Here is a 26,137-nt window from a genome sequence, read left to right on the forward strand (position 1 = left end):
GCACGCCGCGTGATCCGTTGCCGAAGCGCTCGCGCTGAACGAGGGAGCCATGTCCCTGATGCGAAGCTACGCCAGCAATCCGTCGAGATCGGAATAGATGACGTCGGCCGTACGCTGATAGTGCTGCTGAAGCAGATGCACGGCCCGCTCACTGTCCCTGCCGAGAACCGCCTGAAGGATATCGGTGTGCTCGGCACCGACCTTGCGTGCCGGATAGGCCTTCGCAATCGACATCATGCGATACCGATAGAGCCGGTCGGCGAGTTGCTCGCAGAAGCCGAGCAGCGGCCGTGAGCCGCAAAGACCGATCAGCGTCGTGTGGAAGGCACGGTGCACCTTCTCCCAATCCGGATTGTCCTCGAACGTGTCGTGCTTGAGCGAGCGCGCCGTACGATCAAGCCTGTGATGCGCAACCAGCAGAGCCTCTTCCCAGGTCTGGGTCGCATTCTGCATGGACTCGCGGAGCGCCAGGCCTTCCACCCAGCATCGCGTCTTGGTCAGCTCCTGCAACTCCTCCTTGCTGACCTCCTTCACGTAGAAGCCGCGTTGCTCCATGCCGACGACGAACTCTTCGCTGGTCAGGCGGTTGAGCGCCTCGCGCAGCGGGGTCTGCCCGACATTGTACTGCTCCATCAGGAAGCGCGACTGGAGTTTGCGACCGGGCTCGAGCCGCGTCGTCAGGATGTCGGCCTTGAGGCGTGCGTAGATCGTGGTGGCCAGCGTGGCCGGTTGGCCGTCAGTGCTCATGGGCATCCCATCAGAATCTCCAGCACTTATGTACATTAGCACGGCTCGCGCCAATTATTTATAAATTTTTGCTTTACCTGGAACTTTATACATATTAAGGAGGGAGACGTTCGCGTTCCTTGGTAAGGAAGCCCAATGTCCGCCTTTCCGGTAACGGCCCTGCGCAGCGTCGAAATCACGACGCCGCAGCTTGCCGGCTCGGTCGACTTCTACAGCAAGGTCTGGGGCCTCGACGTCGCGGCGGAAGCGGGCGACACGGTGTACCTTGCCGCGACGGGCAGCGACTTCCACGTCCTCGAGCTCACGCCGGGCGAGACGACGTCACTCCGCAAGATCAGCTTCCGCACCCGCTCGCACGACGATCTGCACCACTTGTTCGGGCGTGCGCGGCAGGCCGGCTGTGATGTGATCAGCTCACCCGCGCCGTCGCCTGCGCCGTCAGGCGGGACAAGTTTCGTGGTTCGCGAAGCGCAGGGATGCGTCATCGAGTTCGTTCATGGCGACCGTACCAAGCCGGCGCGCGTGATCGCGGATCGCCCCGAGCGGCTGGCACATGTCAACATCAACAGCGCCGGCATTGAAAAGCTTTCGGCCTTCTACCAGGAGACCTTGGGGTTCCGGCTGTCGGATCGATCCAAGCTGATGGCGTTCCTGTGCTGCAACAGCGATCACCACGCGGTCGTGCTTGCGGAGGCTCCTCGCAACGGCCTCAATCACGTGGCTTTCCTCATGCCTGATCTCGAATCCGTCATGCGTGCCTCCGGCCGCATGATCGATCATGGCTATCCGATCGGCTGGGGCGTTGGCCGCCACGGTCCGGGCGACAACGTGTTCGCCTATTTCGTCGATCCGGCTGGTAGCGTCATTGAATACACGGCCGAAGTCTTGCAGATCGACGACAGCTACGTCGCGAAGGGGCCGAGCGATTGGGTCTGGCCTCCGGGACGAACCGATCAATGGGGCATCGCTCCGCCCAAGTCTGACGCCTGCAAAACGGCGCAGATCGCCGTTCCCTTCGCGACGGCGCGCACATGACGGATACGGCCGGCGCCATCGACTACGACGTGCTCGTCGTCGGCTTCGGGCCGACCGGCGCCGTTGCCGCAGGCCTGCTCGGCGGCCTTGGTCATCGCACGCTGGTCATTGACCGGCTGACCGACGTGTACGACAAGCCGCGCGCGATCGCGCTCGATCACGAGATTTTCCGTCACTTTGATAATATGGGGCTCACTGATGCAATCTCGCCCTATATCGAGCCTTTCACCGCATCGGAGCATTTTGGCGTCGACGGCCAGCTGATCCGGCGAATCGACATGGTCGCAAAGCCCTATCCGCTTGGCTACACGCCGAGCATGGTGTTCAGCCAGCCCGCGGTCGAGGCCGAACTGCGCTGCCACGCGACCAGTTTTTCCAACGTGGGTAGAGCTCGGGGTCGAGCTGCTCGGTCTCGTGCAAACGCCCGATCGCGTCGAAGCATGCCTGAAGAACAGCGATGGACAGCACCGCTCCGTGACGGCGCGCTACGTAGTCGGCTGCGACGGCGCATCGAGCACCGTGCGTCAGATCGCAGATCTCGCGCTTGAGGACCTCATCTTCGATGAACCCTGGCTGGTGGTCGACGTCCGCGTGAACGAAGACGCGCTTGCCCGACTGCCGCAATGTTCCGCGCAGTTCTGCAATCCGGCGCGCCCTGTGAGCTTCCTGATCGGCCCGAAGAAGCACCGCCGCTGGGAGATCATGCTGCTGCCAGGCGAAGACGCGCGGCAGATGGAGCGGCCCGACAATGTCTGGAAGCTGCTCGCGCCATGGCTCACGCCGCATGACGGAGAATTGTGGCGGGCCGCCTCCTATCGTTTCCACGCCCTCGTCGCCGCCGAGTGGCGCAACGGCAGGATCCTGATCGCCGGCGATGCTGCGCATCAGCAGCCTCCCTTCATCGGCCAGGGTATGTGCCAGGGCCTGCGCGACGCCACGAACCTGGTCTGGAAGCTGGATCATGTGCTCAAGGGCGTCTCCTCCGACAGTCTGCTCGACAGCTACACGGTCGAACGCAAGCAGCACGTCATCGAGCTGACCGGCAAGATCAAGGCGATCGGCCAGTCGATCTGCGAACGCGATGCGGCAGCGGCCCGGCGGCGGGATGCGCAAATCCTCGCCGACGGCGGCGGCAAGCCGCTGCTGCTGACGCGGCAGGAAATCATTCCGCCGCTCCGCGCGGGATGCCTGTCACAGCACGAGATGCCCGCACGTGGCACTCTGTTTCCGCAGCCGCGCATCGCGAGGGGCCCTACCGCTCGCTTGCTGGACGATGTGACCGGGACCGGCTGGCGCGTGTTGATCGACGGCCGCAGCGATGATGCCGCTTCCATGCTCTCGCTCTGTGCCACGCGCCCGGACGTGTCGGCGGCGGCAGTCGCGCCTGCCGGCGCGGGTCTGCCAAATGCGCTTGAAGAGACCGAGGGCGTGCTCGCGAACTGGTTCGACCGCCACGGTGTCGTCGCTGCGATCGTGCGACCAGACCATTACGTTTTCGGAACCGTGCGCAATGCCTCCGAGCTAGGCGATCTCCTGCGCGAGATCGAGTTGCGTCGTCGCGACGTCCGAGCAAGACAAGATTCCCGATCTGACATGGAGAGAATACCGTGAAGCTTGCCACCGTGGCGATCGACGGCCGCACCACCTGGGGCATTGTCGAGGACGAAACCTTTTTCGATGTCGGCGCTGCACTCAAAGCGCGCTATGCCGATCTCAAGGCCGCTATCGGCGCCGACTTCGCCGGCGTTGCGGATGCAAAGACCTCCGTCGCCGGCGTTCCGATCTCAACGGTCACCTGGCTGCCGGTCATCCCGAACCCGGACAAGATCCTGTGCGTGGGCCTGAACTACGAGACCCACCGCAAGGAGACCGGCCGCGCTGAGGTCGATCACCCCACCATTTTCTCGCGCTATGCCAACAGCCAGACCGGACATTTGCAGCCCATCGTGCGGCCGCGCGTCTCGACTGATCTCGATTTCGAAGGCGAACTCGCGGTCATCATCGGCAAGGCGGGACGTTACATCTCCCGCGCGGATGCCATGGATCATGTCGCGGGATACTCCTGCTACAATGACGGCAGCATCCGCGATTTCCAGCGTCACACCCATCAATTCACGCCGGGCAAGAATTTTCCGGATACCGGCGCGTTCGGGCCCTGGATGATGACGCCGGCCGAGCTCGGCCCGCTCGGAGAGCTCAAGCTCCAGACCCGCCTCAACGGGCAAGTCATGCAGGAAGCGCTGATCAAGCAGATGATCTTCGATATCCCGCGCCAGATCGAATACTGCTCCACGTTTACGCGGCTCGAGCCCGGGGACGTCATCGTCAGCGGAACGCCGGGGGGTGTCGGTGCGCGGCGCGAGCCGCCGCTCTGGATGAAGCCTGGCGATGTCGTCGAGATCGAGGTCGAACGCCTCGGCGTGCTCAGGAATGTCGTCACAGACGAAACCTGATCGAGCGATTGCTGCCGCCGACGGCTGCGGCGTGCGAACGACCAAAAATGGCCCGCAAAGCGGGATCTCCAGGGAGGAACGCCCAATGTCCGGATTATCCCGTCGTCTGCTGCTCGCCGGCGTTGCGCTTTGCTGCTCTCTTCCGGCCTTCGCGCAGTCGTGGCCGCAGCGGCCCGTGACCGTCGTCGTGCCTCAGCCGGCGGGCAACAGCCCCGACGTGATGTGTCGCCTCATCACCGAAAAACTCTCGCGGACCTTCGGGCAGCAGTTCGTCGTCGAGAATCGTCCGGGTGCCGCAAACCTTGTCGGCACACAGGCGGTCGCCCGTGCGGCTCCGGATGGCTACACGTTCCTGTTCGCCACATCGGCGGCGCTCGTCACCAATCCCTACACGTTCAAGAAGCTCCCCTATGATCCCGTGAAAGACTTCATCCCGGTCGCGATGGTGGCCAAAAGCAACCACGTCCTTCTCGTCAATCCCGAGGTGAAGGCCAATACGCTGCCGGAATTGATCAAGCTGGAAAAATCGGCACCGGGTTCGCTAAGCCTCGCCGTCGACGGTGCGCGCAACCTCTCGGGCCTGATCGCTCAAGCCATCAACAAGAGCGCCGGGACCGGTTTTGTCCTCATCCCCTACAACACGACCACGAATGCGGTGCAGGACGCCATTTCAGGACGTATCCAGGTGACGATCCAGTCGGCATCGATCGCCGAGGCCTTCATCAAGGCGGGTACGCTGCGATACCTGTTGCCGTTGCAGGTTCCAAACGGATCGACTCCCTGCCGGACGTTCCCGCGATTGCGGAGATGCTGCAAAGCGTCGATCTCCAGGGCTGGTTCATGTTCATGGCCCCGGCCGGTACTCCCGCTGACATCGTCGCGAAACTGAGCGCCGAGATTGCGCGCGCCCTGGAATCGTCCGATGTGCGCGAGCGCGCGCCGACCCTCGGCTTCGATGTCCGTGTCGGCGATGCCGTGACGGCGGCAGGCGCCAAGCGCTTCCTCGACGACCAGCTCGTCTCGTCCGGCAAGATCATCCAGGGGCTCGGCATCGAGCCTGAATAGCGCCTGGGAGCAGGGGCGCTCTTCGGCATATTTGCATCGTCTGCCCCACTGCTTCTCAAATTCCCCTGACCCGTCATTGTACGGCTGCAACAACCATCGCGGGGGCAGCATCACATGTCGGACAAGATCTCGCGTCAGCGCCGAATCCAGCTCATCTGCGGCACTTCGTCATTCTTCCTCTGGCCAGCCCCGGGCGAGTATCGCCGCCTGTTTCAAGGTGATGCTTCGGACCAGGGGATCCGCATGACGGTGCACGAGTTGCCAATCCGTGCCGTCCCTGCGGTAGACTTCGGTCACGCGCAGCGACCAGTCTTGGGCCGGCAGCCCGCCCACCTCGGCGCGCTGGCGCTCGACCATGACGAGAACGACGAGCGCGTCCGATGCATAGGTCTGCAAAACCTCGAGGTCCGTTTTACCTTCCCTGAAGTATCGCGATAGCGCAGCAAGGCGCTCGGGGCTGGCATCAAATCCGCGGCTTGCCGGGCCGCCGAAGGGCTGCATCAGCGTGAAATCCGGCGCAATGCCAACAAGCCTGGACCAGCGATCCATGTCGCCCCGCATGAAGGCGGCATTTTTCTGCCGAGCGCGCTCAACGAGAGCCGTTACCGCCTCGTTCTGAGCCGCCGCATCGGCCGACAGCTGAACGGACAGTGGAATTGCAGCCGTAGCGGCCATCATCGAGCGCCGCGAGATCTGCTGAGAATCTGGGCTTTTGTTCGCTCCGGGCGGTCTCCTGGTCATTTCACAGCTCCTGGTCGAATGACGTGCGAGCTCATCCATGGAGCCTTGATCCCGATGAATCCAGCGATATGATTTCAGCAACATGCTGAACCAAATTGATTTATCCAGGATCGACCTCAATCTCCTCGTGCTCTTCCGCGTGGTTTTGGAAGAGCGCCATGTGGCGCGCGCAGCCGCTCGGCTGAGCCTGACACCGTCGGCCGTCAGCCATGCGCTCGGCCGGCTCCGGCTTCTGCTGAACGATCCGCTGTTTCTGCGGACCCCGAAGGGCGTCGTTCCAACGGCACGGGCCTTGGAGCTAGGGGAGCCGGTGGCTGAGATCATCGCGCGCGTCGAACAGCTGTTCGGCTCGGCTACGCCGTTCGACCCCGAAAAGAGCAGCCGCAGGTTCACCATTGGCGCACCCGATGCGGTGCTGGTCTCGGCTACCGGTCCGCTGTTGCGATCGATCGCAGCTGCCGCGCCGCACATAGACATCGGGTTGATCCACCTGATGCCGGCGCCGCGCGACGGCGCGATCGGAGAGCCTTGGCAGCAATGCCTCGACATGCTGGAAAGACGCGAGCTGGACGTCGCAATGTTGCCGCTGCCTTCGGTATCACCGCGGTTCGAGGCGCGCAGCCTCTATGAGGAGGAGTTTGTGCTGGCCATGCGCAAGGGACATCGCTTGTCAAAAGCGCCAACCCATGCGGCCTTCGCGCAATCGCAACATCTGCTGGTCTCTCTCAGTGGTGAACCGCGCGGTTTCGTCGACGACATGTTGGCCAAGCGCGGCCTCCAACGCCGCATCGCCTTGACGGTCCCGAATTTCATGATGGCGCTTGCCCAACTTTCCGGGTCTGACCTGATCGCAGCCTTGCCGCGCCGATTGGTGGAGCACCACGCGCGCCGTTTCGGCTTGGTGTTCGTCGAGCTGCCTTTCGCGCGCAAACCTGACACGATCCGGGCCATCGCAACCAAGGCGGCGATGAGAGACGCCGGCATTGAGTGGCTGATGCAGGTCTTGGTCGGTTCAATCGGAGCAAGTCGACGCTAGAATCCACCCGCTTCTCAAATCGCCCGGAACTGTTCATTGTGCCGGCCCGAAATGAAGAGAAGTGGAGCAGCATCGATGATGGATGGGGTCTCGCGCCGCCGGTTTGCCACGCTGGCGGGATTGTCCGCAGCCGGGATTGCGAGTCCCCTTGAGGCGGTCGAGGCCAAGCCGAGACGGCCGCCGCGCAATGCAGGCGGCTTTCCTGCGGGCTTTCTCTGGGGCACGGCGACCTCGTCCTATCAGGTCGAGGGCGCGGTCGAGGAGGATGGGCGAGGGGCCTCGATCTGGGACAAGTTCGTCCGCATCCCCGGCAAGATCGAGGACGGCACCACCGGCGACCGCGCCAACGAGCACTATCACCGCTACAAGGAGGACATCGCCCTCATCAAGGAGCTCGGCTGCAAGGCCTATCGCTTCTCGGTGGCCTGGCCGCGGCTGTTTCCCGACGGCGACGGCAAGCCCAATCCGAAAGGGCTCGACTTCTACCATCGTCTGGTCGACGAGCTCCTGAAGAACGGCATCGAGCCGTGGCTGACCCTCTATCATTGGGATCTGCCGCAATCGCTCGAGGACCGTTTCGGCGGCTGGCGTTCGACCGAGACCTGCAAGATCTTCGGCGATTACGCGGCCTATGTCGCCGCGCACCTCACCGACCGGGTCAGGAACGTGTTCACGCTGAACGAGAGCGGGCGCTTCGTCTATTTCGGTTACGGCATCGGCATCGACGCGCCGGGCTTGAAGCTGCCGCAAGCCGCCGTCAACCAGATCAGGCACAACAGCGCGCTGGCGCACGGGCTTGCGGTGCAGGCGGTGCGCGCCCATGGCCGCCGCGGCACCAGGGTGGGGCCGGCGGAGAACATCGATGCCTGCGCGCCTGCGTTCGACACGCCGGAAAACGTGCGCGCCGCGGAGATCGCGCTACGCGAGATGAATGCCGGTTATCTCAACGTCATCATGACGGGCCGCTATACCGATGCATTCCTGAAATACGCCGGGTCCAACGCGCCGAAATACACCGACGCGGAGCTCAAGATCATCTCGTCGCCGGTCGACTTCCTCGGCCTGAACATCTATGCGCCGCAGAACTACGTGGTGGCGTCCGATCAGGGCGCGGGCTTCAAGCCGCTGCCGATCCCGAAATCGTTTCCGCACATGAATTCGGACTGGCTGCGCGTCGGGCCAGAGACGATCTACTGGGTGCCGAAGCTGGCGGCGAAGATCTGGAAGACGGATGCGATCTATATCAGCGAGAACGGCACCTCCGGCGACGATGTGGTGTCGCCCGACGGCAAGATCTACGACACCGACCGCATCATGTATTTGCGCAATTATCTCGCCCAGCTCCAGCGCGCCACCGACGAAGGCGTGCCGGTGCGCGGCTATTTCCTCTGGAGCCTGATGGACAATTTCGAGTGGGTGTATGGCCTCAACAAGCGTTTCGGGCTGTACCACGTCAATTTCGACACCCAGGTCCGCACGGCAAAACTCAGCGCCAGCTTCTACCGCAACGTGATCGCGAAGAACGCGGCGGGGGCGTAGCTCTTCTCCCTCTCCCCGTTCTTACGGGGAGAGGGCAGGGGTGAGGGGCTCTCTCCGCGAGTCCATCTGTCGCCGTCCTTGCTGAAGCTCCCCCTCACCCGGATTTTCCGCTGCGCGTAAAATCCGGCCTCTCCCCGCACGCGGGGAGAGGCGAAGAAGGCGTCTCGGATTGACTCCACTCTCCCGCTTATTCAAAACCGTCTTCAACACCCATAAACAAGAGGACGACGCCAATGGCTGACGCGCTGATCATCGATGCCTGCCGGACCCCGCGGGGCATCGGCAAGGCCGGCAAGGGAGCCCTGTCGGGCATTCATCCGCAGCAGCTCGGGGCAACCGTGCTGCGCGCGCTCGCCGACCGCACCGGCATCGACACTGCCGATGTCGACGACATCGTCTGGGGCTGCAGCGCGCAGGTGGCAACGCAGAGCGGCGATCTCGGCCGCATGTCGGCGCTCGATGCCGGCTACGACGTGCGTGCCAGCGCGGTGACGCTCGACCGCTTCTGCGGGAGCGGCATCACCAGCGTCAACATGGCGGCATCCTCGATCATGGCGGGTGCGGAAGACCTCGTCATCGCCGGCGGCTGCGAGATGATGTCGATGGAGGGACGCCGCGGCGGCGGCCCGATGATGATGGACGGCGGCAATCTGCGCCTGCGGGCACGGCATCCGCAGTCGCATCAGGGCGTCTGCGCCGATGCGATCGCGACGCTGGAGGGCATCACCCGAAGGGACGTCGACGCGCTCGGGCTGGAGAGCCAGAAGCGCGCCGCGCATGCGATCGCGAACGGCCACTTCAAGAAGAGCCTCGTGCCGGTCCACCGCGAGGACGGCAGCCTGGCGCTGGACCACGAAGAATACCCGCGGCCGCAGACCACGATGGAAGGCCTCAGCAGCCTGAAGCCGGCGTTTCCGGCGATCGCGGACTACGCGCTCGACGACAAGGGCACGACCTATCGCGGCCTGATCCTGCAAAAGTACCCCGATCTCGACATCGACTTCGTGCATCACGCCGGCAATTCCTCCGGCGTCGTCGACGGCGCCGCTGCGATCCTGCTGGCCTCGCCCGCTTACGCCAAGGCCCATGGCCTCAAAGCCCGGGCCCGCGTGGTCGCGATGGCCAACATGGGGGACTCGCCGACCCTGATGCTGAACGCACCGGGACCGGCAACGCGCAAGGTGCTGGCCAGGGCCGGCCTCACCATCGACGACATCGACCTGTTCGAGATCAACGAGGCCTTCGCCGTGGTGGCGGAAAAATATATCCGCGACCTCAAGCTCGACCGGGCCAAGGTCAACGTCAACGGCGGCTCGATCGCGCTCGGCCATCCGATCGGCGCCACCGGCTCGATCCTGATCGGCACGGTGCTGGACGAGCTCGAACGGCGCCACCTCAAGCGCGGTCTCGTCACCATGTGCGCCGCCGGCGGCATGGCGCCGGCCATCATCATCGAGCGCGTCTAGCCAGTCGCCCCTCACTTTCTCCCCATTTTTACGGGGAGGAAGACCGGCGACCTGCGATCCGACCCTTATTTTTCAGGGTGAAAACACGACCGGCATTCACAAAGAGGCCGGTCGTCGCTTGTCGAAAGCGGCGAATCAGTTCTAGCAAGATGTCGTGCGGGCCTTTGAAACAAGGCAAAAACCGCTGCCCGAGGCTTCCTCCGCTCCGGAAGGTGCTAAAAAGCAGGGTTTTTTGTCACAGCAGGCCAGAAAAGCCCGTAATTTCGCGACAAAACTGTGCAGAAGGCTATAGGCCTTCAACGGTTGGTCTAATATGCAACCGGCAACGAATCAGAGGAGACACGATGCCAACCCAGATGTCCAAATCGCAGTTGATCGAAAAGATTGCGACCGCCACCGAGCTTTCCAAGCGTGACGTCAAGAACGTCATGGAGACGTTGACCGACGTCGGCCACAAGGAGCTCAAGAAGAACGGCCTGTTCCTGGTGCCGGGCTTCGCCAAGTTCGTGGTCATCAAGAAGCCCGCGACCAAGGCGCGCAAGGGCACCAACCCGTTCACGGGTGAAGAGATGATGTTCAAGGCCAAGCCGGCCCGGAAGATCGTCCGCGCCCGCCCGGTCAAGGCCGCCAAGGACGCCGTGGGCTAACAACGCAAAGGCCCCCTCGAACGAGGGGGCCTTTTGTCTGGGGCTGCCGCGAGGGCCTGAGACGGAGGGCTCAACCCTTGCGGCGCTTCACCCGGACCGTAACAGGCTGAAGCCGCGGCTCCTGCGAGCGTATCGCGAATCCGGTCGATCGCCCGATCGAGCAATTGGCGCAGCCGCTGCGTCTTCCGCGATCGCTTCGCTCTTTCCAGCAGTTTCTTCATCGCCTTCACTCCGCCGCTTCTTTGGCTTCAGCCGGCTCGAGCGCCGCGGCGATGGCTTCGTCGACGCGCTCCAGCCAGATGAATTCGAGGTTGTCCCGCGCGCTCTTCGGGATGTCGTCGTAATCCCGCTTGTTGCGCGCCGGCAGCATCACCCGCTTCAGGCCGGCAGCCGCCGCCGCCACCACCTTCTCCTTGATGCCGCCGACCGGCAGCACCAGGCCGCGCAGCGAGATCTCGCCCGTCATCGCGGTGTCGCTCCTCACCGTCCGGTTGGTGAGCAGGGACGTCAGCGCCGTGAACATCGCAACGCCCGCGCTCGGCCCGTCCTTCGGGGTTGCCCCCGCCGGGACGTGAACGTGGATGTCGCTCTTCTCGAACGCCTGCGGATCGATGCCGAGCTGGGAGGCCCGGCTCTTCACCAGCGTCAGCGCAGCCTGCACGCTCTCGCGCATGACGTCGCCGAGCTGGCCGGTCAGGATCAGCCCGCCCTTGCCGGGCACGCGCGTGGCCTCGATGAACAGGATGTCACCGCCGACCGGCGTCCAGGCGAGGCCAGTGGCAACGCCCGGAACGCTGGTGCGCAGTGCGATCTCGCCCTCGAAGCGCGGCTGGCCGAGCACGGTGGCGATGTCGTTTGCCGTCACCACGACCTTCGTGGCCGTGCCTTCGGCGACCTGCACCGCGGCATGGCGGAACACCTTGCCGATTTCGCGCTCGAGGTTACGCACGCCGGCCTCACGGGTGTAGCCCTTGACGATCAGCTTCAAGGCCTCCGGCTCGATCTCGGCCTGCTCGGCCGAGAGGCCATTGGCCTCGAGCTGCCGCCGCACCAGATAGCGCCGCGCGATCTCCAGCTTCTCGTCCTCGGTATAGCCGGCGAGGCTGATCAGCTCCATGCGGTCCAGCAGCGGACCCGGGATCTGGTCCAGCATGTTGGCGGTCGCGATGAACACCACGCGCGACAGGTCGAAGGGCACGCCCAGATAGTTGTCCCGGAATGTCCCGTTCTGCTCGGGGTCGAGCACCTCCAGCATGGCGGCGGAAGGATCGCCCTGGACGCCGCGGCCCATCTTGTCGATCTCGTCAAGCATCATGACACAATTGCGCGCACCCGCCTTCTTGATGCCCTGGATGATGTTGCCGGGCAGCGCACCGATATAGGTGCGGCGGTGACCGCGGATCTCGGCCTCGTCATGCACGCCGCCCAGGCTGACGCGCACGAACGGGCGATCCATCGCGCGCGCGATGGACTGGCCGAGCGAGGTCTTGCCGACGCCGGGCGGGCCGACGAAGCACAGGATCGGGGCCTTGCCCTGCGGGGCGAGCTTGCGCACCGCCAGATATTCGATGATCCGGCTCTTGATCTTTTCCAGGCCGAAATGGTCGGCATCCAGGATGGCTCGCGCCTGCTTGATGTCGATCGGCTTCTCCGCGGGCAGCGCCCAGGGCAGCTCGATCAGCCAGTCGAGGTAAGTGCGGACCATGCCGGCTTCGCCGGCAGCCTCCGGCATGCGCTCGTAGCGGCGCAGCTCCTTCTTGGCATGCGCCTCCGCCTCCGGCGGCATGTTGGCCTTGGCGATCGCAGCCGTCAGCTCGGTGACCTCGGCGGCCTTGCCGTCGCCTTCGCCGAGCTGGCGCTGGATGGTCGCCATCTGCTCGCGCAGGATCGCCTCGCGCTGCCGCTCGTCGAAGGAGGCCTTGGTCTGCTGGCCGATCTCGTTGGAAATGCGCAGCACCTCGAGCCGCTCGGCCAGGTGCTTCGACACCTTGTCGATGCGGAGCGCGAGGTCGATGGTCTCCAGCACCTCCTGCTTGTCCTGCGGCTTGATGTCCATGAACGAGGTGGCCAGGTCCGCCAGCGCGCCGGGCGCGCTGGTGCCCTGGAACATCGCGGCAAGCTCGGGCGGCGCCTGCGGCAGCAGCTCGATCGCCTCGATGGCCTGGCGCTGCAGGTTCAGCGCGCGGGCCTCGATCTCGGGCGAGGTCGTGGTCGGCTCGGGGATCTGCTGGAAGCGCGCGGCGGGGAACGGCGTCCCCGGCAGGAAGTCGAGGATGCGCGCGCGCTGCACGCCCTGGCAGACGATGTGATGGGTGCCGTCGGGCGCGGTGATGTAGCGCACGATGTTGGCAATGGTTGCGACCCTATAGAGGTCGTCCGGCCCGGGGGCATTGGTCTCGGGGCTGCGCTGCAGGACGATGCCGATCGGCCGTTGCTCGCGCAGCGCCTGCTGCGCGGCGGCAATCGACTTCGCCCGGCCGATCGTGATCGGCGCGATGGCGCCGGGAAACAGCACCATCTCGCGCACGGGGACGATGATCAGCGCGTCGTCGGGGATCTTCACGTCGTTATTGGTCTGTTCGTTGTTCATCTGTTCGGTGGCCATGATCGACCTCAGGATTTCGCGAGGCGCAGTGCGACGCAGCCGTCCATCACGAAGCGGCTGATGGCGTAGCGGCCGAGGGGAAGCGCGATGCGGCGCTCGAAGCGGCCCTGCGGCAGCTCGAGCCGATGGATGCGGGCGTTGCGAAGCTCCGGCGGGAGCGTGCGCTGACCCGAGATGACGAGAACGCCGTCATGGATGACGGTCTCGACATTGTCCGGATTGACGCCGGGAAGTGCGACAAGGATCAGGAGCTCACGCTCGGTTTCGAGCACGTCGATCGGCGGTTCCCAGCAGGCTTCCTGGCGGCCGAACTGCTGGCGCAGCCGATCGGCGCGGGTCAGCGAGTCCAGGGCTTCGGACAGCATCCAGTCGAGGGGATTTTTGGGTTGCATGATGCGGGCTCGGGGGCTGCGAAAGCCTGCATATGGGGCTGGTTCCAAGGAAATCCAGTGCGGTGGCGCGCACGTGCCATGCGCCGCAGTGCGATCAAGGCAAGCGAACGCCGCGGCATGCGGCCGCGACGTTCCGTTCATTGGCAGGGCGCGCGGTCAGGCCGCTGCGCGGTACTCTTCTTCCGCTTCGAGGTTGATCACGGAGGTGGCGAGCTCGGTCAGCGTCCGATCGGTCGCTTCTTCCTCGTCCAGCGTCTCCTGGAGCAGCCTTGCTGCGTCCTGCATGCCGAGCTCCTCGGCCCAGGTGCGCAGCGTGCCGTAGCGGGAGATCTCGTAGTGCTCGACCGACTGCGCTGCCGCGAGCAGTCCGGCATCGAGCGCTGGCGCGCCCTTGAACTCCTTCATGATCTCGGCGCCCTCGTCGGCAATGCCGTTGATGGCTTCGCAGGGCTTGCCGCGTGCCGGCTTGCCCAGCATCTTGAAGATCTGGTCGAGCCGTTTGACCTGGCCCTGGGTCTCGCGCAAATGCTTGTTGAAGGCGGCCGCAAGCTCCTTGGAATTCGCGGCCTTGGCCATCTTGGGCAGGGTCTTGATGATCTTGTTCTCGGCGAAATAGATGTCCTTCAGCGTCTCCAGAAACAGGTCGCTGAGCATCTTCGGCGCCGGACGCGGCCGGCGCGCCGCGGTCTTCTTTGTCGTGCGTTTCTTCGCTCGTTTAGCCATACGTCCTCCTCATGAGGCGACACGGGAAGGCCTCGCCTTCCTCAATCCTCGGCCGATCAAAGCCGTCGGAGAACGAAAGTTCCAAACTGCAACCGCGCTCAGGTCGGGCGTTTGAAAGGGTCTTCCTGACGCTGGCGCTCTTCCGTTGCGCGATCAAGGCGTGCGCGCTCGCTGCGGCGCAAGTTGCCGGCCTTCATCACCCCGTAGACGAGGACCGCGCCGAGCACGAACGCGCCGATGAACCAGAGCCAAAGCATCTGGGCCGAGGCGTGGCCCAAGAGCATGCTAACTCCACTGTCGCTCATGATGGGTCTCCACAATTGTCCATTGCTGTCACGCTGAGCTAAGTCGGCGGCCGAAGCCTCGTTCCATGCGGCCGCGGCCCGCGGCGTCAGACCAGGTCGGCAGCGGTTGCGGAAATGCCGTGCTCTCGCGCGTCCTTGGCATGAGGCTCGCCGCCTATTCCGAGCAGTTCGTCATCAACGGGGTCGCGGCGGTCCGGACAGTTTGCCCTAGGGCTTGGCGGCAGGATCCGGGACGCTTTCGCTTGCACTGTCACGTTGCTTTGACGTACTTCCGGTCCAACAAGCCCTTCGACAGGAAAGCGACATGTCGCTGACAGCGGACGAGCTCGCCAAGAGACAGGCCATTATCGAGGCCTGCCGGCGCATGAACGCGCTCGGCATCAACCAGGGCACATCGGGCAATATCAGCGTCCGGCATGCGGACGGGCTCCTGGTCACGCCCACCAGCGTGCCCTATGAGGCCATGAGTCCGGACCAGATCGTCTTCATGGCCATGGACGGCTCGCACGCGCCCGGCCAGAAGCCGTCGAGCGAATGGCGCTTTCATCGCGACATCCTGAAGTCGCGGCCCGACGTCAACGCCGTCGTGCACGCCCACCCGACCTATTGCACCATCCTGGCGATCATGGGCATGGAGATCCCGCCCGTGCATTACATGATCGCGGCGGCGGGCGGCGACAGCATCCGCTGCGCGCCCTACGCGACGTTCGGAACGGCGGAGCTGTCTGAGCATGCGGTGCGGGCGCTGGAGGGCCGCCTGGCCTGCCTGCTCGACCATCACGGCATGATCGCGATCGGCAAGACCTTGGACAAGGCGATGTGGCTCGCGGTCGAGGTCGAGACGTTGGCGCGGCAATATCACGGCTGTCTGCAGATCGGACAACCGCCGCTGCTTCCGAGCGAGGAGATCGAACGGGTCCGCCAGCGCATGGCCGGTTACGGCCTGTCGGAAGGGTAGGAGGCGGGCCAGACGATGTTGGTGCGGATCAGGCATCTCGTCGATCGCAAGAAGACGAACCGCACGATGGTTCGGCTGCGTGCGCTGTTGCGCAGCAACGAGTTCTATTTGATCCCGCTCGCGCTCGTGATCGGCACGCTCGCGGGTGCCGTCGTGACGCTGATGGCCCACATCGCCCAGATCGCGCATGTCGTGATCTACGGCATTCCCGTTGATGTCCACCTGTCGGCCCACGCGAGCGTCAGTCCGTGGGCGGCATTGATCGCGCCTGCACTCGGCGGGCTCGCGCTCGGCATCATGGAATGGTCGCGACGGCGGATGAAGATCTCTAACGCCGTCGACCCGATCGAGGCCAACGCGCTGCGCGGCGGCAATCTGTCGATGCGCGACAGCGTGGTTGTGTCGAGCCAGACCCTGATCTCGAACGGCTGCGGCGCCTCGGTCGGCCTCGAGGCCGGCTATACCCAGATCGGCTCCGGCATCGCCTCGCTGCTCGGCAAGTTCTTCAATCTCCGTCGCAACGATCTGCGCCTGATGGTCGGTTGCGGGGCGGCGGCAGCGATCGCGGCGGCGTTCGGCGCGCCGATCACCGGCGCCTTCTACGCCTGCGAGCTGATCGTCGGCGTCTATTCGGTCGGCAGCGCAGCGCCGATCCTGGCGGCCTCGCTGGCGGGCGCCCTGACCGCGCAATGGCTCGGCGGCGCGCCCTATTCGCTGGAGATACCCAAGGTCAGCGCCGTCGGCGTCGAGCAGTATCTCGCCTTGATCGGGCTCGCCCTCATCACCAGCGGCGTCGGCATCGCCGTGATGCGCTCCTCGCCGGTGTTCGAGCGGCTGTTCGCCTGGATGCCGGTCTGGCTGCGTCCCGTGATCGGCGGCCTCATCGTCGGCGGATTCGCCATCATCACGCCGCAGGTTCTCGCGGCCGGCCATGGCGCCATGGTGCTCGATCTCTTCCACGACATGACCATCGGCCTGATCGCGCTGATCATCGCCTTGAAGGTGACGGCCTGCCTGATCTCGCTCGCCTCGGGCTTTCGCGGCGGCCTGTTCTTCGCCTCGCTGTTCGTCGGCAGCCTGATCGGAAAGTTCTTCGCCGAGCTGTTGGAGCTGATCAGTCCGCATTTCGTGATCGACCCCCTGGTGGCGATGCTGACCGGCATGGCGACGCTCGGCGTCGCCATCGTCGGCGGCCCGCTCACGATGTCGTTCCTGGTGCTCGAGATGACACGCAATGTCGACGTCACCGCCGTGGTGCTGGCCGGCTGCATCGTCACCTCGATCTGCGTCCGCTTCATGTTCGGCCATTCCTTCTCGACCTGGCGCCTGCATCTGCGCGGCGAGACCATCCGCAGCGCCAACGACGTCGGCTGGCTGCGCAACCTCACGGTCGAGCGCCTGATGCGCTCGGACGTCGGCAAGGTGCCCTCGACCACGACGATCGCCGCCGCGCGCCGCGAGTTCGCGCTCGGCTCGCGGCCGGGAATCGTCATCGTCAACAATGCGGACGAATATATCGGCCTCGTCCTGCTGCCCGATTTGTTCTCCAGCGACCTCGACACCATCGCCGACGACATCCAGGTGATCGAGCTCGCCCGCCTGATCGACATCGTGCTGATCCCGGAAATGAACGTGAAGTCGGCGATGGCGGTGTTCGACGAAGCCGAGGCGGAGATGCTGGCGGTGGTCGATTCCACCGACAGCCGCAAGGTGGTCGGTTTCCTCACCGAGAACTTCGCCCGCCGCCGCTATGTCGAGGAGATCGACAAGGCGACGAGGGGCGTGCTGGGGGCGCTGTCGTAGGCGCGGCTACCGGCCGGGTGGGGTTGCCACGAGCCAGGCAACGATCCGGCGGACCAGCGGCAGCACCAGGAGCAGCGTCGGGAAGGCGACGAGCCAGGACAGTCCCCAGGCGCCCGGCCAGGTCGCCAGGAACGCCGGCGTTGCCCCCAGGCTCCGCAGCGTCGAAATGACCGACACCACGGCCGTCATGAGGATGGACAGCACGAATGGCATCACGATCGGCGCATAGCGCGCCGGCAGTTTGCGAACCACGATCATCTGGTTTCTCTTGGAGAAGGACGCGTCAGTCACGTTGAACCCGAAAATGGCATCGATCCCGACGGCGTCGGTTGATGCGTTGGTTCACGTGAAACGCTTACGGCGACCGAAAAACGGCGCGGCTGTTCATTATCCGCTCAGGTTGGAGGGTTCAAGCTGGATCTGATCGTTCGGTTTACAATCGTTCAAACCGTGGCAGATCGCCGCGATCATGAAACCATTTCAGTGGTTTGCGGATTATAGATCGTTTGCTTATGTTTCTTTGGGCGAGAAGAGAGGGAATACGAAAATGAGTATTGGACCCGTGATTTCCGCTGCCGGCCGCAACACGATCGTGGTCGCGCTTGCGAGCCTCGCCCTGATTGCGGCTTCCGCATCCCCGTCCGCAGCGGCTTCGGCCGGGACACCGGCCGCCAAGGCGGCCGTGGCCGGTCAGGCTGCCTCCGACGTCACCGATTTCAGCGCGCACCGGCGGCGTTACTATCGACGCGGGCCGAATGCCGCGGGTCTCGCCTTCATGGGCATGGCCGCAGGTCTGATCGGAGGCGCAATCGCCGAGAGCCGCCGCCAGGAATACTATGAAAACCGCTATTATTATGGTTATGGCCCGCGTCCCTACTACGGCGGTCCCGGCTATTACGGCGGCGGTCCTTACTACTACGATCCGGGCTATCGTTACGCACCATACTGAGCGGTCGGCGGCAGCACAGGTCTTTCGGCCGGACACGGCGCGTCCAAGCTAAATCCCGCTTCCGTAGCGCGGATGGAGCGAAAGCGTAATCCGGGTCCGCTCGCCCGGCATCTTGCATTGTCCCGGATTACGCTGGCGCTCCATCCGGGCCACGAGACCCGGGTGTGTCGCCGGGCTGTCAACCCACCCGCGCGAAAACATTCCGCTTTACCGAAATTCGGAAATATCGTATGTTTCGCCTATCCTGGCTCATCCAAGAGGGGCGATCTTGTGGTCGTCATTGTCGCGAGCCGGGCTTGCGGTGGGCGCGGCAGCGTCGGCACGAGAGGTGCGGGCAGGGCGGGTAGTCCCTGTGAGTCCGTAACCGCGTGCGGACGACGGCGCTGCTAGGCTTCGTCTCGTCTGTAAGTTTCCAGCTTTGTCGACAGGGCTCGGGAATACTGCGGCGAAATGGCGGGCCGTGCGTACGGCAAAACCGTGTGGTCCTGGCCGTCGTTGCTACGGTCAAGCTTCTGCGGAGGTGCGAGCGAGCCCAACCGGGCGGACTGCATCATGCAATTCGCGGGGCGAGGGAGGCCAGAAGGAATTCGGCTCCCGGGAGAGCGCGGCATAAGCCGTCCGACCATCGCGCAGGGAAGGCCGAGTGTTTGGCTACACCTGTATGCTGCTGTGCGGTTCTTTTGCGCTACCTTTCGCGCAGCGGACCGCGGGTGCCAGTCGGCACCCGGTCTTCCCTGCGCCCTCTTGGCTAGAGAGGGTCGAGCAATCAAGCAAGGCTCGGGCGAATAAGCCGCGAGGACGCGAAGGCGTGTCTGCAAGCAAGATGCGAGCCGAAAGAGCAATGCAGTTGCCTCATACTCCGTCATTGCGAGCGCAGCGAAACAATCCAGAATCCCTCCGTGGAAAGACTCTGGATTGCTTCGTGCGCTCGCAATGACGAGGAGGAGAGTGTGCCACCACACTTCGCTCTCGTGCCCCGGACGCCATCAGCGCGTTTACGCGCGTCTTCGACGCGCTATGGCAGCGTCCCTTCGACGATGCGCCGCAGAGCCGGGGCCCACGTCGCGGCATCGTGCTGTATCGCTCCGGGTCCCGGCTCTGCGCTGCCACGCTCAAAGCGTTGCAGCTTGTCCGGGACACGTTCGTGAGCACGATTGCCGCCTCACATATGGACTCAGCCTGCGCAATCCGGTTCAATGGGACATTGAGCTTCCAGGCGACAACGATGTCGAAATATCTGCTGGTCCTTCTCTTGGTTGCCGCGCCGGCGGCGGCGCAGATCAAGCCCACGCCGAAGAGCGCGGCGGCGCGTCCCGACCCCTGCGCACCAATCGGGCGGACCGCGGACGGCAAGCTGGTCTATTCCATGAAATGCGAGAACCTGCCGGCGCCGCCCGCACCGCCGCCGCAGGCGGAACTGAAGGAGGCGCCGGCCGCGGCCGAGCCGGAGCCGGAGGTCAGGCGGAGCGGCATATTCGGCTGGTCCTACGACCGCAGGTGATGTGGCTTCGCCCCTTGCGCGAAGCCCGATGGAGTGCTCTTTGCTGAAAGTTCCCGCGGGGCGCATCGCCCCCGATCCAGAGAGATGAGATGAGCAAACTCGTTATCCGCGCCGGCGATTTCACCTTCGATGCCCGTTTCGAGGAGCAAGCGGCGCCCAAGACCGTCGCCGCTTTCCGCAAGGCGCTGCCGTTCGAAAGCCACATCATCCATGTGCGCTGGAGCGGCGAGGGCGTGTGGATGCCGCTCGGCGACCTCGACTTCGGCGTCGGCTACGAGAACCACACCAGCTATCCGGCGCCCGGCCAGATCATCCTCTATCCCGGCGGCATCAGCGAGACCGAGATCCTGCTGGCCTATGGCGGCGTGCATTTCGCGAGCAAGATGGGCCAGCTCGCCGGCAACCATTTCATCACGCTGACCTCGGGCCTGGAGAATCTGGCGACGCTGGGCAAGAGCGTGCTGTGGAAGGGCGCGCTGCCGATCCGCTTCGAGGAAGTCTGAGTGACTGAGCCCCGCTACCCGCGCGATCTCCGCGGTTACGGCCGCAACCCGCCGCATCCGCAATGGCCTGGTGACGCGCGGGTCGCGGTGCAGTTCGTCGTCAATTTCGAAGAGGGCGGCGAGAACAACATCCTGCACGGCGATCGCGCCTCGGAAGCCTTCCTGTCCGACGTGCTCGGCGCGCAGCCCTGGCCCGGCCAGCGCCACGCCAACATCGAATCCATGTTCGAATATGGCTCGCGCGCCGGCTTCTGGCGGCTGTGGCGGATGTTCAACGAGCGGAAGTGGCCGACCACGGTGTTCGGTGTCGCCACCGCGCTGAAGCGCAATCCCGAGATTGTCGCTGCGATGAAGGAGGCGGGCTGGGATATCGCCAGCCACAGCCTGAAATGGATCGAGCACAAGGACATGACCGAGGCGCAGGAACGCGCCGAGATCGCCGAGTCCATCCGCGTCCATACCGAGGCGACGGGCTCGCGTCCGCTCGGCTGGTACACCGGGCGCTCCTCGATCAACACCAATCGTCTGTTGATGGAGGAGGGCGGCTTCCTCTATCTCTGCGACTCCTATGCCGACGATCTGCCCTATTGGGTCAAGGGCACGGGCGGCAAGCAGCTCATCATTCCCTATACGCTGGATGCCAACGACATGCGGTTCATCAACCCGCAGGGCTTTGCCGAGGGCGAGCAGTTCTTCACCTATCTGAAGGACGCCTTCGACGTGCTCTACGCGGAAGGTGAGACCGCGCCGAAGATGATGTCGGTCGGCCTGCATTGCCGCCTCGCCGGCCGGCCCGGCCGCGCAGCGGGCCTGATCCGCTTTCTCGACTATATCGGCAAGCACGAGCGCGTCTGGGTGCCGACGCGGCTGCAGATCGCGCAGCACTGGCACGACAAGCACGCCCACCTTGCCGCCGACGCATTCGAGATCGGGTGAGATGATGTCGCAGATTTCGCTCGGCGATCTCAACGCTGCAAGCACGGCCGACTTCGTCGCGGTGCTCGCCAACGTCGTCGAATATTCGCCGTGGATCGCCGAGCAGCTCGCGGCAAAGCGGCCGTTCGCCGGCATCAATGAGCTGCACGGCGCGCTGATGGCGGCAATCCAGAGTGCCGAGCCCGACGTGCAGCTGGCATTGATCCGGGCGCATCCCGATCTCGCCAACAAGACCCAGCGCGCCGCCGGCCTCACCGCGGAATCGACCGACGAGCAGAACAGCGCCGGCCTCGACCGGCTGTCGGATGCCGAATATTCCGCGTTCGAGCGGGCCAACAATGCCTATCGCGACAAGTTCGGCTTCCCCTATATCGTCTGCGTGCGCCGTCACACCAAGGATTCCGTGCTGCGCGACTTCGAGGCCCGGCTGCTCAACATCGCCAAGACCGAGATAAGGCGTGCGATCGAGGAGATCGGCCGCATCTCCGCGCTGCGGCTCGACCAGCTCGTCGTCGCCGATGACAGGCTGAAGGTGCACGGCCGGCTCTCGACCCATGTGCTGGACAACCAGATCGGCAAGCCCGCGCCGGGCATTCCGATTGAGCTCGTGGAGCTCGCGAGCCTTGGCGAGAACCGCGTCATCGCGCGCACGGTGACCAATGCCGACGGCCGCACCGACGGGCCGCTGATCGGCGGCCGTCCGCTGCCGATCGGCCGCTACGAGCTGCGCTTCAGCGTTGCCAAATATTATGCCGCGCGCAACGTGCCGCTGTCCGACCCGCCGTTCCTCGACGAGATCCCGCTGCACTTTGCGATCAGCGAGCCGGAAAGCCATTACCACGTGCCGCTGCTGGTCACGCCCTGGAGCTACTCGACCTATCGCGGCAGCTAAATGCGAGCGCTCTCTTCACCTCGCCCCGCTTGCGGGGAGAGGTCGGATTGCATCGAAGATGCAATCCGGGTGAGGGGGACTCTCCGCGAGTCCAACTGTCACCGTCCTCGCCGAGACTCCCCCTCACCCCAACCCTCTCCCCGCAAGCGGGGCGAGGGAGCATGGCGCCACCATGGTCGCTGCTATCGAGTCCGGTCGAAGCCCCCAAACTTGTCGAGCAGCCCCGGAAACAGCCGGTCCGGCTTGAAGGGTGGTGCAGTAAAGCGAATGCCGGTGGCATCCGCAATCGCGTTGCCGAGCGCGGCGGCGACCGGATTGTACGGGCTCTCGCTCATCGATTTCGCGCCGAGCGGTCCGATCGTGTCGGACGTGTCGGCGAAGAACACTTCCGTGCGGGGCACGTCGGCGAATGAGGGCAGGTGGTAGTCGCGGAATTTCGGATTGATGACGCGGCCGTTCGCGTCGATCACCATCTCCTCGTAGAGCGCAGCGCCGAGCGCCTGCGCCACGCCGCCTTCGACCTGACCGCGGCACTGCATGGGATTGGCGACCACGCCCGCGTCCGCGGCGTGCACGCTCCTGAGAATCCGGAGCTCGCCGGTGCCCTTGTTCACCGCGACGCGAAAGCCCTGCACGTTGAACCCGACCGATCGCGGCGTGCCGCCGGACGTGCCGCTGCCTGCGAACGGCCGTCCGCGCTCGCGGGCGAGCTTCGCCAGCTCCGCAAAAGGCATGCGGCGGACGCCGCTGACGACAGCGTCCGCATCGAGCGCGCAAGTCTCCACATCGCACAGCCAGGCGCCGGCGGCTGCCGCCTTCAACTCGCTCGCAAGCTGCACGGCTGCCGCATGCGTCGCCTTGCCCGCAACGAAGGTGCCGGCGCTGCCATACGCGCCGGTGTCGTGGCCGCCATGGGCGGTGTCGGACTGGCGCAGATGGATCCTCTCGACCGTGGTCGCCAGCGTGGTCGCCGCGATCTGGCGATGCACGGTGCTGGTGCCGTTGCCGAACTCGGCCGTGCCGACGGTGAGGTCGAAGCCGCCGTCGTCGTTGAGCGCGATCGCAGCATCGGCGAAGTGGCCGGCCGGCGGCACGGTGTCGATCATGGTCAGCGCGATGCCATCGCCGATCAGCCAATCCGGCGACAGCTCCGGCTGCGGGCCATCGGCCTGCATCGCGCGCTCGGCGAGGTCGAGGCACTGGTCGAGCCCATAGGAGCCGTAGAGCACGTCGTGATATTCGGACGGCGGCGGCGACAGCATGGGATCGCCGGGCCTCACGATATTGCGCCGCCGCATCTCGTAAGGGTTGATGCCAAGTTGCCTCGCCAGTTCGTCGATCGCCGCTTCCACCGCGATCAACGCCTGCGGCAGGCCATAGCCCCGAAACGCCCCTGCCGGCACGGTGTTGGTGTAGACGGCGACGCCGTCGACCCGCTTGTTCGGGCAATTGTAGACGGCGATGGACTCGGCCAGCGCGTGGAACATCACCGGACCGGCATGATTGCCGTAGGCGCCGGTGTTGGAGAGCACGTCGAGCTGGAGCGCGGTGAGCTTGCCGTCGCTATCGGCGCCGGCTTTGACGTGGATCCGCATCGGATGCCGCGTCGAGGTCGCGATGAACTGCTCCTCGCGTGTCAGCTCCAGCTTGACCGGCCGCCCCGTCCTCAGCGCGGCGAGCGCCAGGATGTCCTCGACGAACATCTCCTGCTTGCCGCCGAACCCGCCGCCGACGCGTTCGCAGAACACGCGGACCTTGTCCATGGGGAGCTGGAAGATGTCCGACAGCGCACGCCGGGTCAGGAACGGCACCTGCGTCGAGGTGCGGACATTGAGCACGCCGGAATCATCGAGCCAGGCGAGGCCGCCATGGGTCTCGAGCGCAGCGTGCTGCACACGGTGACTGTGGAAAGTGGCCTCATAGGTAGCGGCAGATGTCGCAAGCGCCGATGCGACGTCGCCGAACTCGCCATGAGTCTCCGCGACCAGGTTGCGCTCGGCATCGGCAACGCGGTTCGCGCTGGTGCGGCCGGGATGAATGACCGGCGCGCCCGGTGCCATCGCCTGCTCGGGATCGATCAGCGCCGGCAGGATGTCGTAACTGACTTTCAGCCTGCGGCACGCCGCCTCGGCGGCGGCTTCGGTCTCCGCGACGACGGCGGCAACCTTCTGGCCGATGAAACGGACGACGTCGTCGAGGACGCGGGTATCCTCCGGGTCCATCCAGTCCTTCTCGTGCCGCGCCGTCGACATCAGGACGGACGGCGCATCCTCATGCGTCAGCACGGCGTGCACGCCGGGGATGCTCAGAGCGTCCGACTTGTCGATCGCGACGATCCTGGCGTGGGCGTGCGGCGATCGCAGCAGCTTGATGTGGAGCAGGCCGTCGATTGCGGTGTCGAAGGTGTAGCGTGCCGTGCCGCGGACCACGTCGGGGCCTGCGGGGGCCGGCAGGCTGCGGCCGAAGGCGGCGCCGGCCTCGACGCTCGCCTCGACATTGGTCTTGCCGATGATCGCGTCCTCGATCGAGCGATAGCCGGTGCAGCGGCAGATGTTGCCCTTCAGCGCCGCGCCGAGGTCGGTGCGCTGCGCCTGGTTCAGCGAGGCGCAGGTCAGGATCATGCCGGCGGTGCAGAAGCCGCATTGGAAGCCCTGCGCATCGAGGAAGGCCTGCTGCATCGGATGCGTGCCATGATCGCCGCCAAGGCCTTCGATCGTAGTCACGGTGCGGCCCTCGGCCCGGAACGCCGGGATCAGGCAGCTGTGCACGGGCTCGCCGTCGAGCAGCACGGTGCAGGCGCCGCAGTCGCCGGCATCGCAGCCCTTCTTCACGCCGAAATGGCCAAGCTCCCGCAGGAACGTGCGCAGGCACTGGCCGGCGCGCGGCTCCTGAGAAAATGCCTTGCCGTTGACCTCAAGGCTCATGCGGGTGTCGCTCCCAGCAGCTCGCCGCGAATTTCCTCGGCAAGACGCAGCGTCACGTGCTTGCGCCAGAGTGGCGTGCCATGGATGTCCGTGTGGTACAGATCATCTGTAATCTCTTGCATGAGCGCGGCGCGCAGCGCGCTCGAGTCCGGGGCTTTGCGGAAGCGCAGCTGGATCGGCCGCACCGTCGACGCGGTGATTGTGAGCGTCAGCGTGTCGTCGGCTTCGAGGCTGCCGATCAAGAGCGCTGCCGAGCGGCCGACCGGCGCCAGCGAGATCTGGCGGAATGCTGTGCGGCGCTTCAGTGCGGGAAGCGGGATGTCGATCTGCCGGAGAAGGTCGCCTGGCGTCAGGCGATTGCGCTGGTTGCCGGTGACGAATTCGGCGACGGGAAGCCTCTGTTCACCGCCGCCGGCCGTCCAGATGGTGCAGACGCCGTCGAGCGCCGAGGCGAGCGAGATCATCGGTCCCGCCGGCAGCGACATGCAGAGATTGCCGCCGACGGTCGCGGTCTTCCAGATCTTGAACGACGCAAGGAAGGCCCGGCAGCATTGGTTGATCAGCGGCGCCGCGAGCCAATCGGACGGGCAGGCGAGTCCATCGAGCTCTGCGATGGTGCAGGTGGCCGCGATCGAGAGGTGGCTCTCGGTGATCGTCAGCGCCGGCCATTTCAGATCGGTGAGATCGATCAGTCGTGTCAGATGCGTTTGCGACTCCGAGAACAGCCAGGTGCCGCCTGCGAGCCAAGCATCACCTGCCGTCCAAACGGGCAGCTGCGCGCGCGTTTGCGGATGGGCGACGGCTGTGATGGTATTCAAGTCCATGGCTGGGCCAACGCGTCCCAAGGGTGAATGGTCCGAGAGAAGTGTTGCAAGACGGGAGCCAAGTGGCAACAGCAAGTCGCAGCAAGGACGCAA

Annotated in this window: 24 protein-coding genes and 2 pseudogenes; 17 read left to right on the forward strand and 9 right to left on the reverse strand. The window is 64.9% G+C overall.

Annotated features, from left to right (window positions below):
* Nucleotides 1–66: 66 nt before the first annotated feature.
* On the reverse strand, nucleotides 67–747 hold the full coding sequence (locus ACNJYD_RS11820; protein ID WP_246570757.1) for a GntR family transcriptional regulator: 681 nt from the start codon (nucleotides 745–747) through the stop codon (nucleotides 67–69).
* A 135-nt stretch (nucleotides 748–882) separates the two neighbouring features.
* On the opposite strand from ACNJYD_RS11820, the gene ACNJYD_RS11825 reads away from it, so the two are divergent.
* From ACNJYD_RS11825 to ACNJYD_RS11845, 5 genes and pseudogenes are all read left to right on the forward strand, one after another.
* The gene (locus ACNJYD_RS11825) at nucleotides 883–1,782 is read left to right on the forward strand and encodes a VOC family protein (RefSeq protein ID WP_439366475.1); all 900 of its coding nucleotides are present in this window, start codon (nucleotides 883–885) and stop codon (nucleotides 1,780–1,782) included.
* A pseudogene (locus ACNJYD_RS11830) lies at nucleotides 1,779–3,393 on the forward strand (bifunctional 3-(3-hydroxy-phenyl)propionate/3-hydroxycinnamic acid hydroxylase). Before ACNJYD_RS11825 ends, ACNJYD_RS11830 begins: the two are co-directional and overlap by 4 nt.
* Nucleotides 3,390–4,235: a fumarylacetoacetate hydrolase family protein gene (locus ACNJYD_RS11835; protein WP_439366476.1), complete on the forward strand. Its 846-nt coding sequence runs from the start codon at nucleotides 3,390–3,392 to the stop codon at nucleotides 4,233–4,235. The pseudogene ACNJYD_RS11830 and the gene ACNJYD_RS11835 overlap by 4 nt, the downstream one beginning before the upstream one ends.
* Nucleotides 4,213–5,124: a Bug family tripartite tricarboxylate transporter substrate binding protein gene (locus ACNJYD_RS11840; protein ID WP_439366477.1), complete on the forward strand. Its 912-nt coding sequence runs from the start codon at nucleotides 4,213–4,215 to the stop codon at nucleotides 5,122–5,124. Before ACNJYD_RS11835 ends, ACNJYD_RS11840 begins: the two co-directional genes overlap by 23 nt.
* On the forward strand, nucleotides 5,043–5,300 hold the full coding sequence (locus ACNJYD_RS11845; RefSeq protein WP_439366478.1) for a tripartite tricarboxylate transporter substrate-binding protein: 258 nt from the start codon (nucleotides 5,043–5,045) through the stop codon (nucleotides 5,298–5,300). Before ACNJYD_RS11840 ends, ACNJYD_RS11845 begins: the two co-directional genes overlap by 82 nt.
* Before the next feature lie 168 nt (nucleotides 5,301–5,468).
* On the opposite strand, the gene ACNJYD_RS11850 is transcribed toward ACNJYD_RS11845, so the two are convergent.
* Nucleotides 5,469–6,041 (reverse strand): YybH family protein, encoded by a 573-nt coding sequence (locus ACNJYD_RS11850; RefSeq protein WP_260380144.1) that lies wholly within the window; start codon nucleotides 6,039–6,041, stop codon nucleotides 5,469–5,471.
* Between the two features lie 82 nt (nucleotides 6,042–6,123).
* On the opposite strand from ACNJYD_RS11850, the gene ACNJYD_RS11855 reads away from it, so the two are divergent.
* The 4 genes from ACNJYD_RS11855 to ACNJYD_RS11870 all read left to right on the forward strand — a co-directional run bounded on the left by ACNJYD_RS11855 (nucleotide 6,124) and on the right by ACNJYD_RS11870 (nucleotide 10,729).
* Nucleotides 6,124–7,077, forward strand: a complete 954-nt coding sequence (locus ACNJYD_RS11855; RefSeq protein WP_260380143.1) for a LysR family transcriptional regulator — start codon at nucleotides 6,124–6,126, stop codon at nucleotides 7,075–7,077.
* A 75-nt stretch (nucleotides 7,078–7,152) separates the two neighbouring features.
* On the forward strand, nucleotides 7,153–8,616 hold the full coding sequence (locus tag ACNJYD_RS11860) for a GH1 family beta-glucosidase (RefSeq protein WP_439366479.1): 1,464 nt from the start codon (nucleotides 7,153–7,155) through the stop codon (nucleotides 8,614–8,616).
* A gap of 233 nt (nucleotides 8,617–8,849) precedes the next feature.
* Nucleotides 8,850–10,082, forward strand: a complete 1,233-nt coding sequence (locus ACNJYD_RS11865; RefSeq protein WP_439366480.1) for an acetyl-CoA C-acetyltransferase — start codon at nucleotides 8,850–8,852, stop codon at nucleotides 10,080–10,082.
* A gap of 344 nt (nucleotides 10,083–10,426) precedes the next feature.
* A complete protein-coding gene (locus ACNJYD_RS11870) occupies nucleotides 10,427–10,729 on the forward strand; it encodes an HU family DNA-binding protein (protein ID WP_018320691.1) in 303 nt (100 codons plus the stop codon).
* Between the two features lie 226 nt (nucleotides 10,730–10,955).
* On the opposite strand, the gene lon is transcribed toward ACNJYD_RS11870, so the two are convergent.
* From lon to ACNJYD_RS11890, 4 genes are all read right to left on the reverse strand, one after another.
* Entirely contained in the window at nucleotides 10,956–13,334 is a 2,379-nt protein-coding gene (gene lon / locus ACNJYD_RS11875) for an endopeptidase La (RefSeq protein ID WP_439366481.1), read from the reverse strand.
* An 8-nt stretch (nucleotides 13,335–13,342) separates the two neighbouring features.
* On the reverse strand, nucleotides 13,343–13,726 hold the full coding sequence (locus tag ACNJYD_RS11880; RefSeq protein WP_024342525.1) for an Hsp20/alpha crystallin family protein: 384 nt from the start codon (nucleotides 13,724–13,726) through the stop codon (nucleotides 13,343–13,345).
* Between the two features lie 156 nt (nucleotides 13,727–13,882).
* Nucleotides 13,883–14,449: a YciE/YciF ferroxidase family protein gene (locus ACNJYD_RS11885; RefSeq protein ID WP_172785533.1), complete on the reverse strand. Its 567-nt coding sequence runs from the start codon at nucleotides 14,447–14,449 to the stop codon at nucleotides 13,883–13,885.
* A 98-nt stretch (nucleotides 14,450–14,547) separates the two neighbouring features.
* Nucleotides 14,548–14,754, reverse strand: coding sequence for a hypothetical protein (locus ACNJYD_RS11890; protein WP_172785532.1), 207 nt, complete (start codon nucleotides 14,752–14,754; stop codon nucleotides 14,548–14,550).
* A gap of 110 nt (nucleotides 14,755–14,864) precedes the next feature.
* Here ACNJYD_RS11890 and ACNJYD_RS11895 point away from each other — a divergent pair.
* From ACNJYD_RS11895 to ACNJYD_RS11905, 3 genes and pseudogenes are all read left to right on the forward strand, one after another.
* A pseudogene (locus tag ACNJYD_RS11895) lies at nucleotides 14,865–14,951 on the forward strand (MarC family protein); the annotation flags it as partial.
* Between the two features lie 107 nt (nucleotides 14,952–15,058).
* Nucleotides 15,059–15,712 carry an L-fuculose-phosphate aldolase gene (locus ACNJYD_RS11900; protein WP_260380139.1) on the forward strand — a complete coding sequence of 218 codons (654 nt, stop codon included), beginning with the start codon at nucleotides 15,059–15,061 and terminating at the stop codon, nucleotides 15,710–15,712.
* A gap of 15 nt (nucleotides 15,713–15,727) precedes the next feature.
* Entirely contained in the window at nucleotides 15,728–17,515 is a 1,788-nt protein-coding gene (locus ACNJYD_RS11905; protein ID WP_172785530.1) for a chloride channel protein, read from the forward strand.
* 6 nt (nucleotides 17,516–17,521) lie between these two features.
* On the opposite strand, the gene ACNJYD_RS11910 is transcribed toward ACNJYD_RS11905, so the two are convergent.
* Nucleotides 17,522–17,773, reverse strand: a complete 252-nt coding sequence (locus tag ACNJYD_RS11910; protein WP_172785529.1) for a DUF2798 domain-containing protein — start codon at nucleotides 17,771–17,773, stop codon at nucleotides 17,522–17,524.
* A 289-nt stretch (nucleotides 17,774–18,062) separates the two neighbouring features.
* On the opposite strand from ACNJYD_RS11910, the gene ACNJYD_RS11915 reads away from it, so the two are divergent.
* The 5 genes from ACNJYD_RS11915 (at nucleotide 18,063) to uraD (ending at nucleotide 22,296) form a co-directional block, all read left to right on the forward strand.
* Entirely contained in the window at nucleotides 18,063–18,464 is a 402-nt protein-coding gene (locus tag ACNJYD_RS11915; protein WP_172785528.1) for a hypothetical protein, read from the forward strand.
* A 1,225-nt stretch (nucleotides 18,465–19,689) separates the two neighbouring features.
* Nucleotides 19,690–19,965 carry a hypothetical protein gene (locus tag ACNJYD_RS11920; protein ID WP_439366482.1) on the forward strand — a complete coding sequence of 92 codons (276 nt, stop codon included), beginning with the start codon at nucleotides 19,690–19,692 and terminating at the stop codon, nucleotides 19,963–19,965.
* Between the two features lie 89 nt (nucleotides 19,966–20,054).
* On the forward strand, nucleotides 20,055–20,468 hold the full coding sequence (locus ACNJYD_RS11925; protein WP_036045261.1) for a DUF3830 family protein: 414 nt from the start codon (nucleotides 20,055–20,057) through the stop codon (nucleotides 20,466–20,468).
* Entirely contained in the window at nucleotides 20,469–21,404 is a 936-nt protein-coding gene (gene puuE, locus ACNJYD_RS11930) for an allantoinase PuuE (RefSeq protein ID WP_260380135.1), read from the forward strand.
* Between the two features lie 4 nt (nucleotides 21,405–21,408).
* On the forward strand, nucleotides 21,409–22,296 hold the full coding sequence (gene uraD, locus ACNJYD_RS11935) for a 2-oxo-4-hydroxy-4-carboxy-5-ureidoimidazoline decarboxylase (protein WP_439366483.1): 888 nt from the start codon (nucleotides 21,409–21,411) through the stop codon (nucleotides 22,294–22,296).
* A gap of 182 nt (nucleotides 22,297–22,478) precedes the next feature.
* Here the strand turns inward: uraD and ACNJYD_RS11940 are convergent, their stop codons facing one another.
* The gene (locus ACNJYD_RS11940; RefSeq protein WP_439366484.1) at nucleotides 22,479–25,220 is read right to left on the reverse strand and encodes a molybdopterin-dependent oxidoreductase; all 2,742 of its coding nucleotides are present in this window, start codon (nucleotides 25,218–25,220) and stop codon (nucleotides 22,479–22,481) included.
* Entirely contained in the window at nucleotides 25,217–26,044 is an 828-nt protein-coding gene (locus ACNJYD_RS11945; protein ID WP_439366485.1) for an FAD binding domain-containing protein, read from the reverse strand. The genes ACNJYD_RS11940 and ACNJYD_RS11945 overlap by 4 nt, the downstream gene beginning before the upstream one ends.
* Between the last annotated feature and the right edge of the window lie 93 nt (nucleotides 26,045–26,137).

Source organism: Bradyrhizobium sp. SPXBL-02 (assembly GCF_051853065.1).
GTDB lineage: Bacteria > Pseudomonadota > Alphaproteobacteria > Rhizobiales > Xanthobacteraceae > Bradyrhizobium.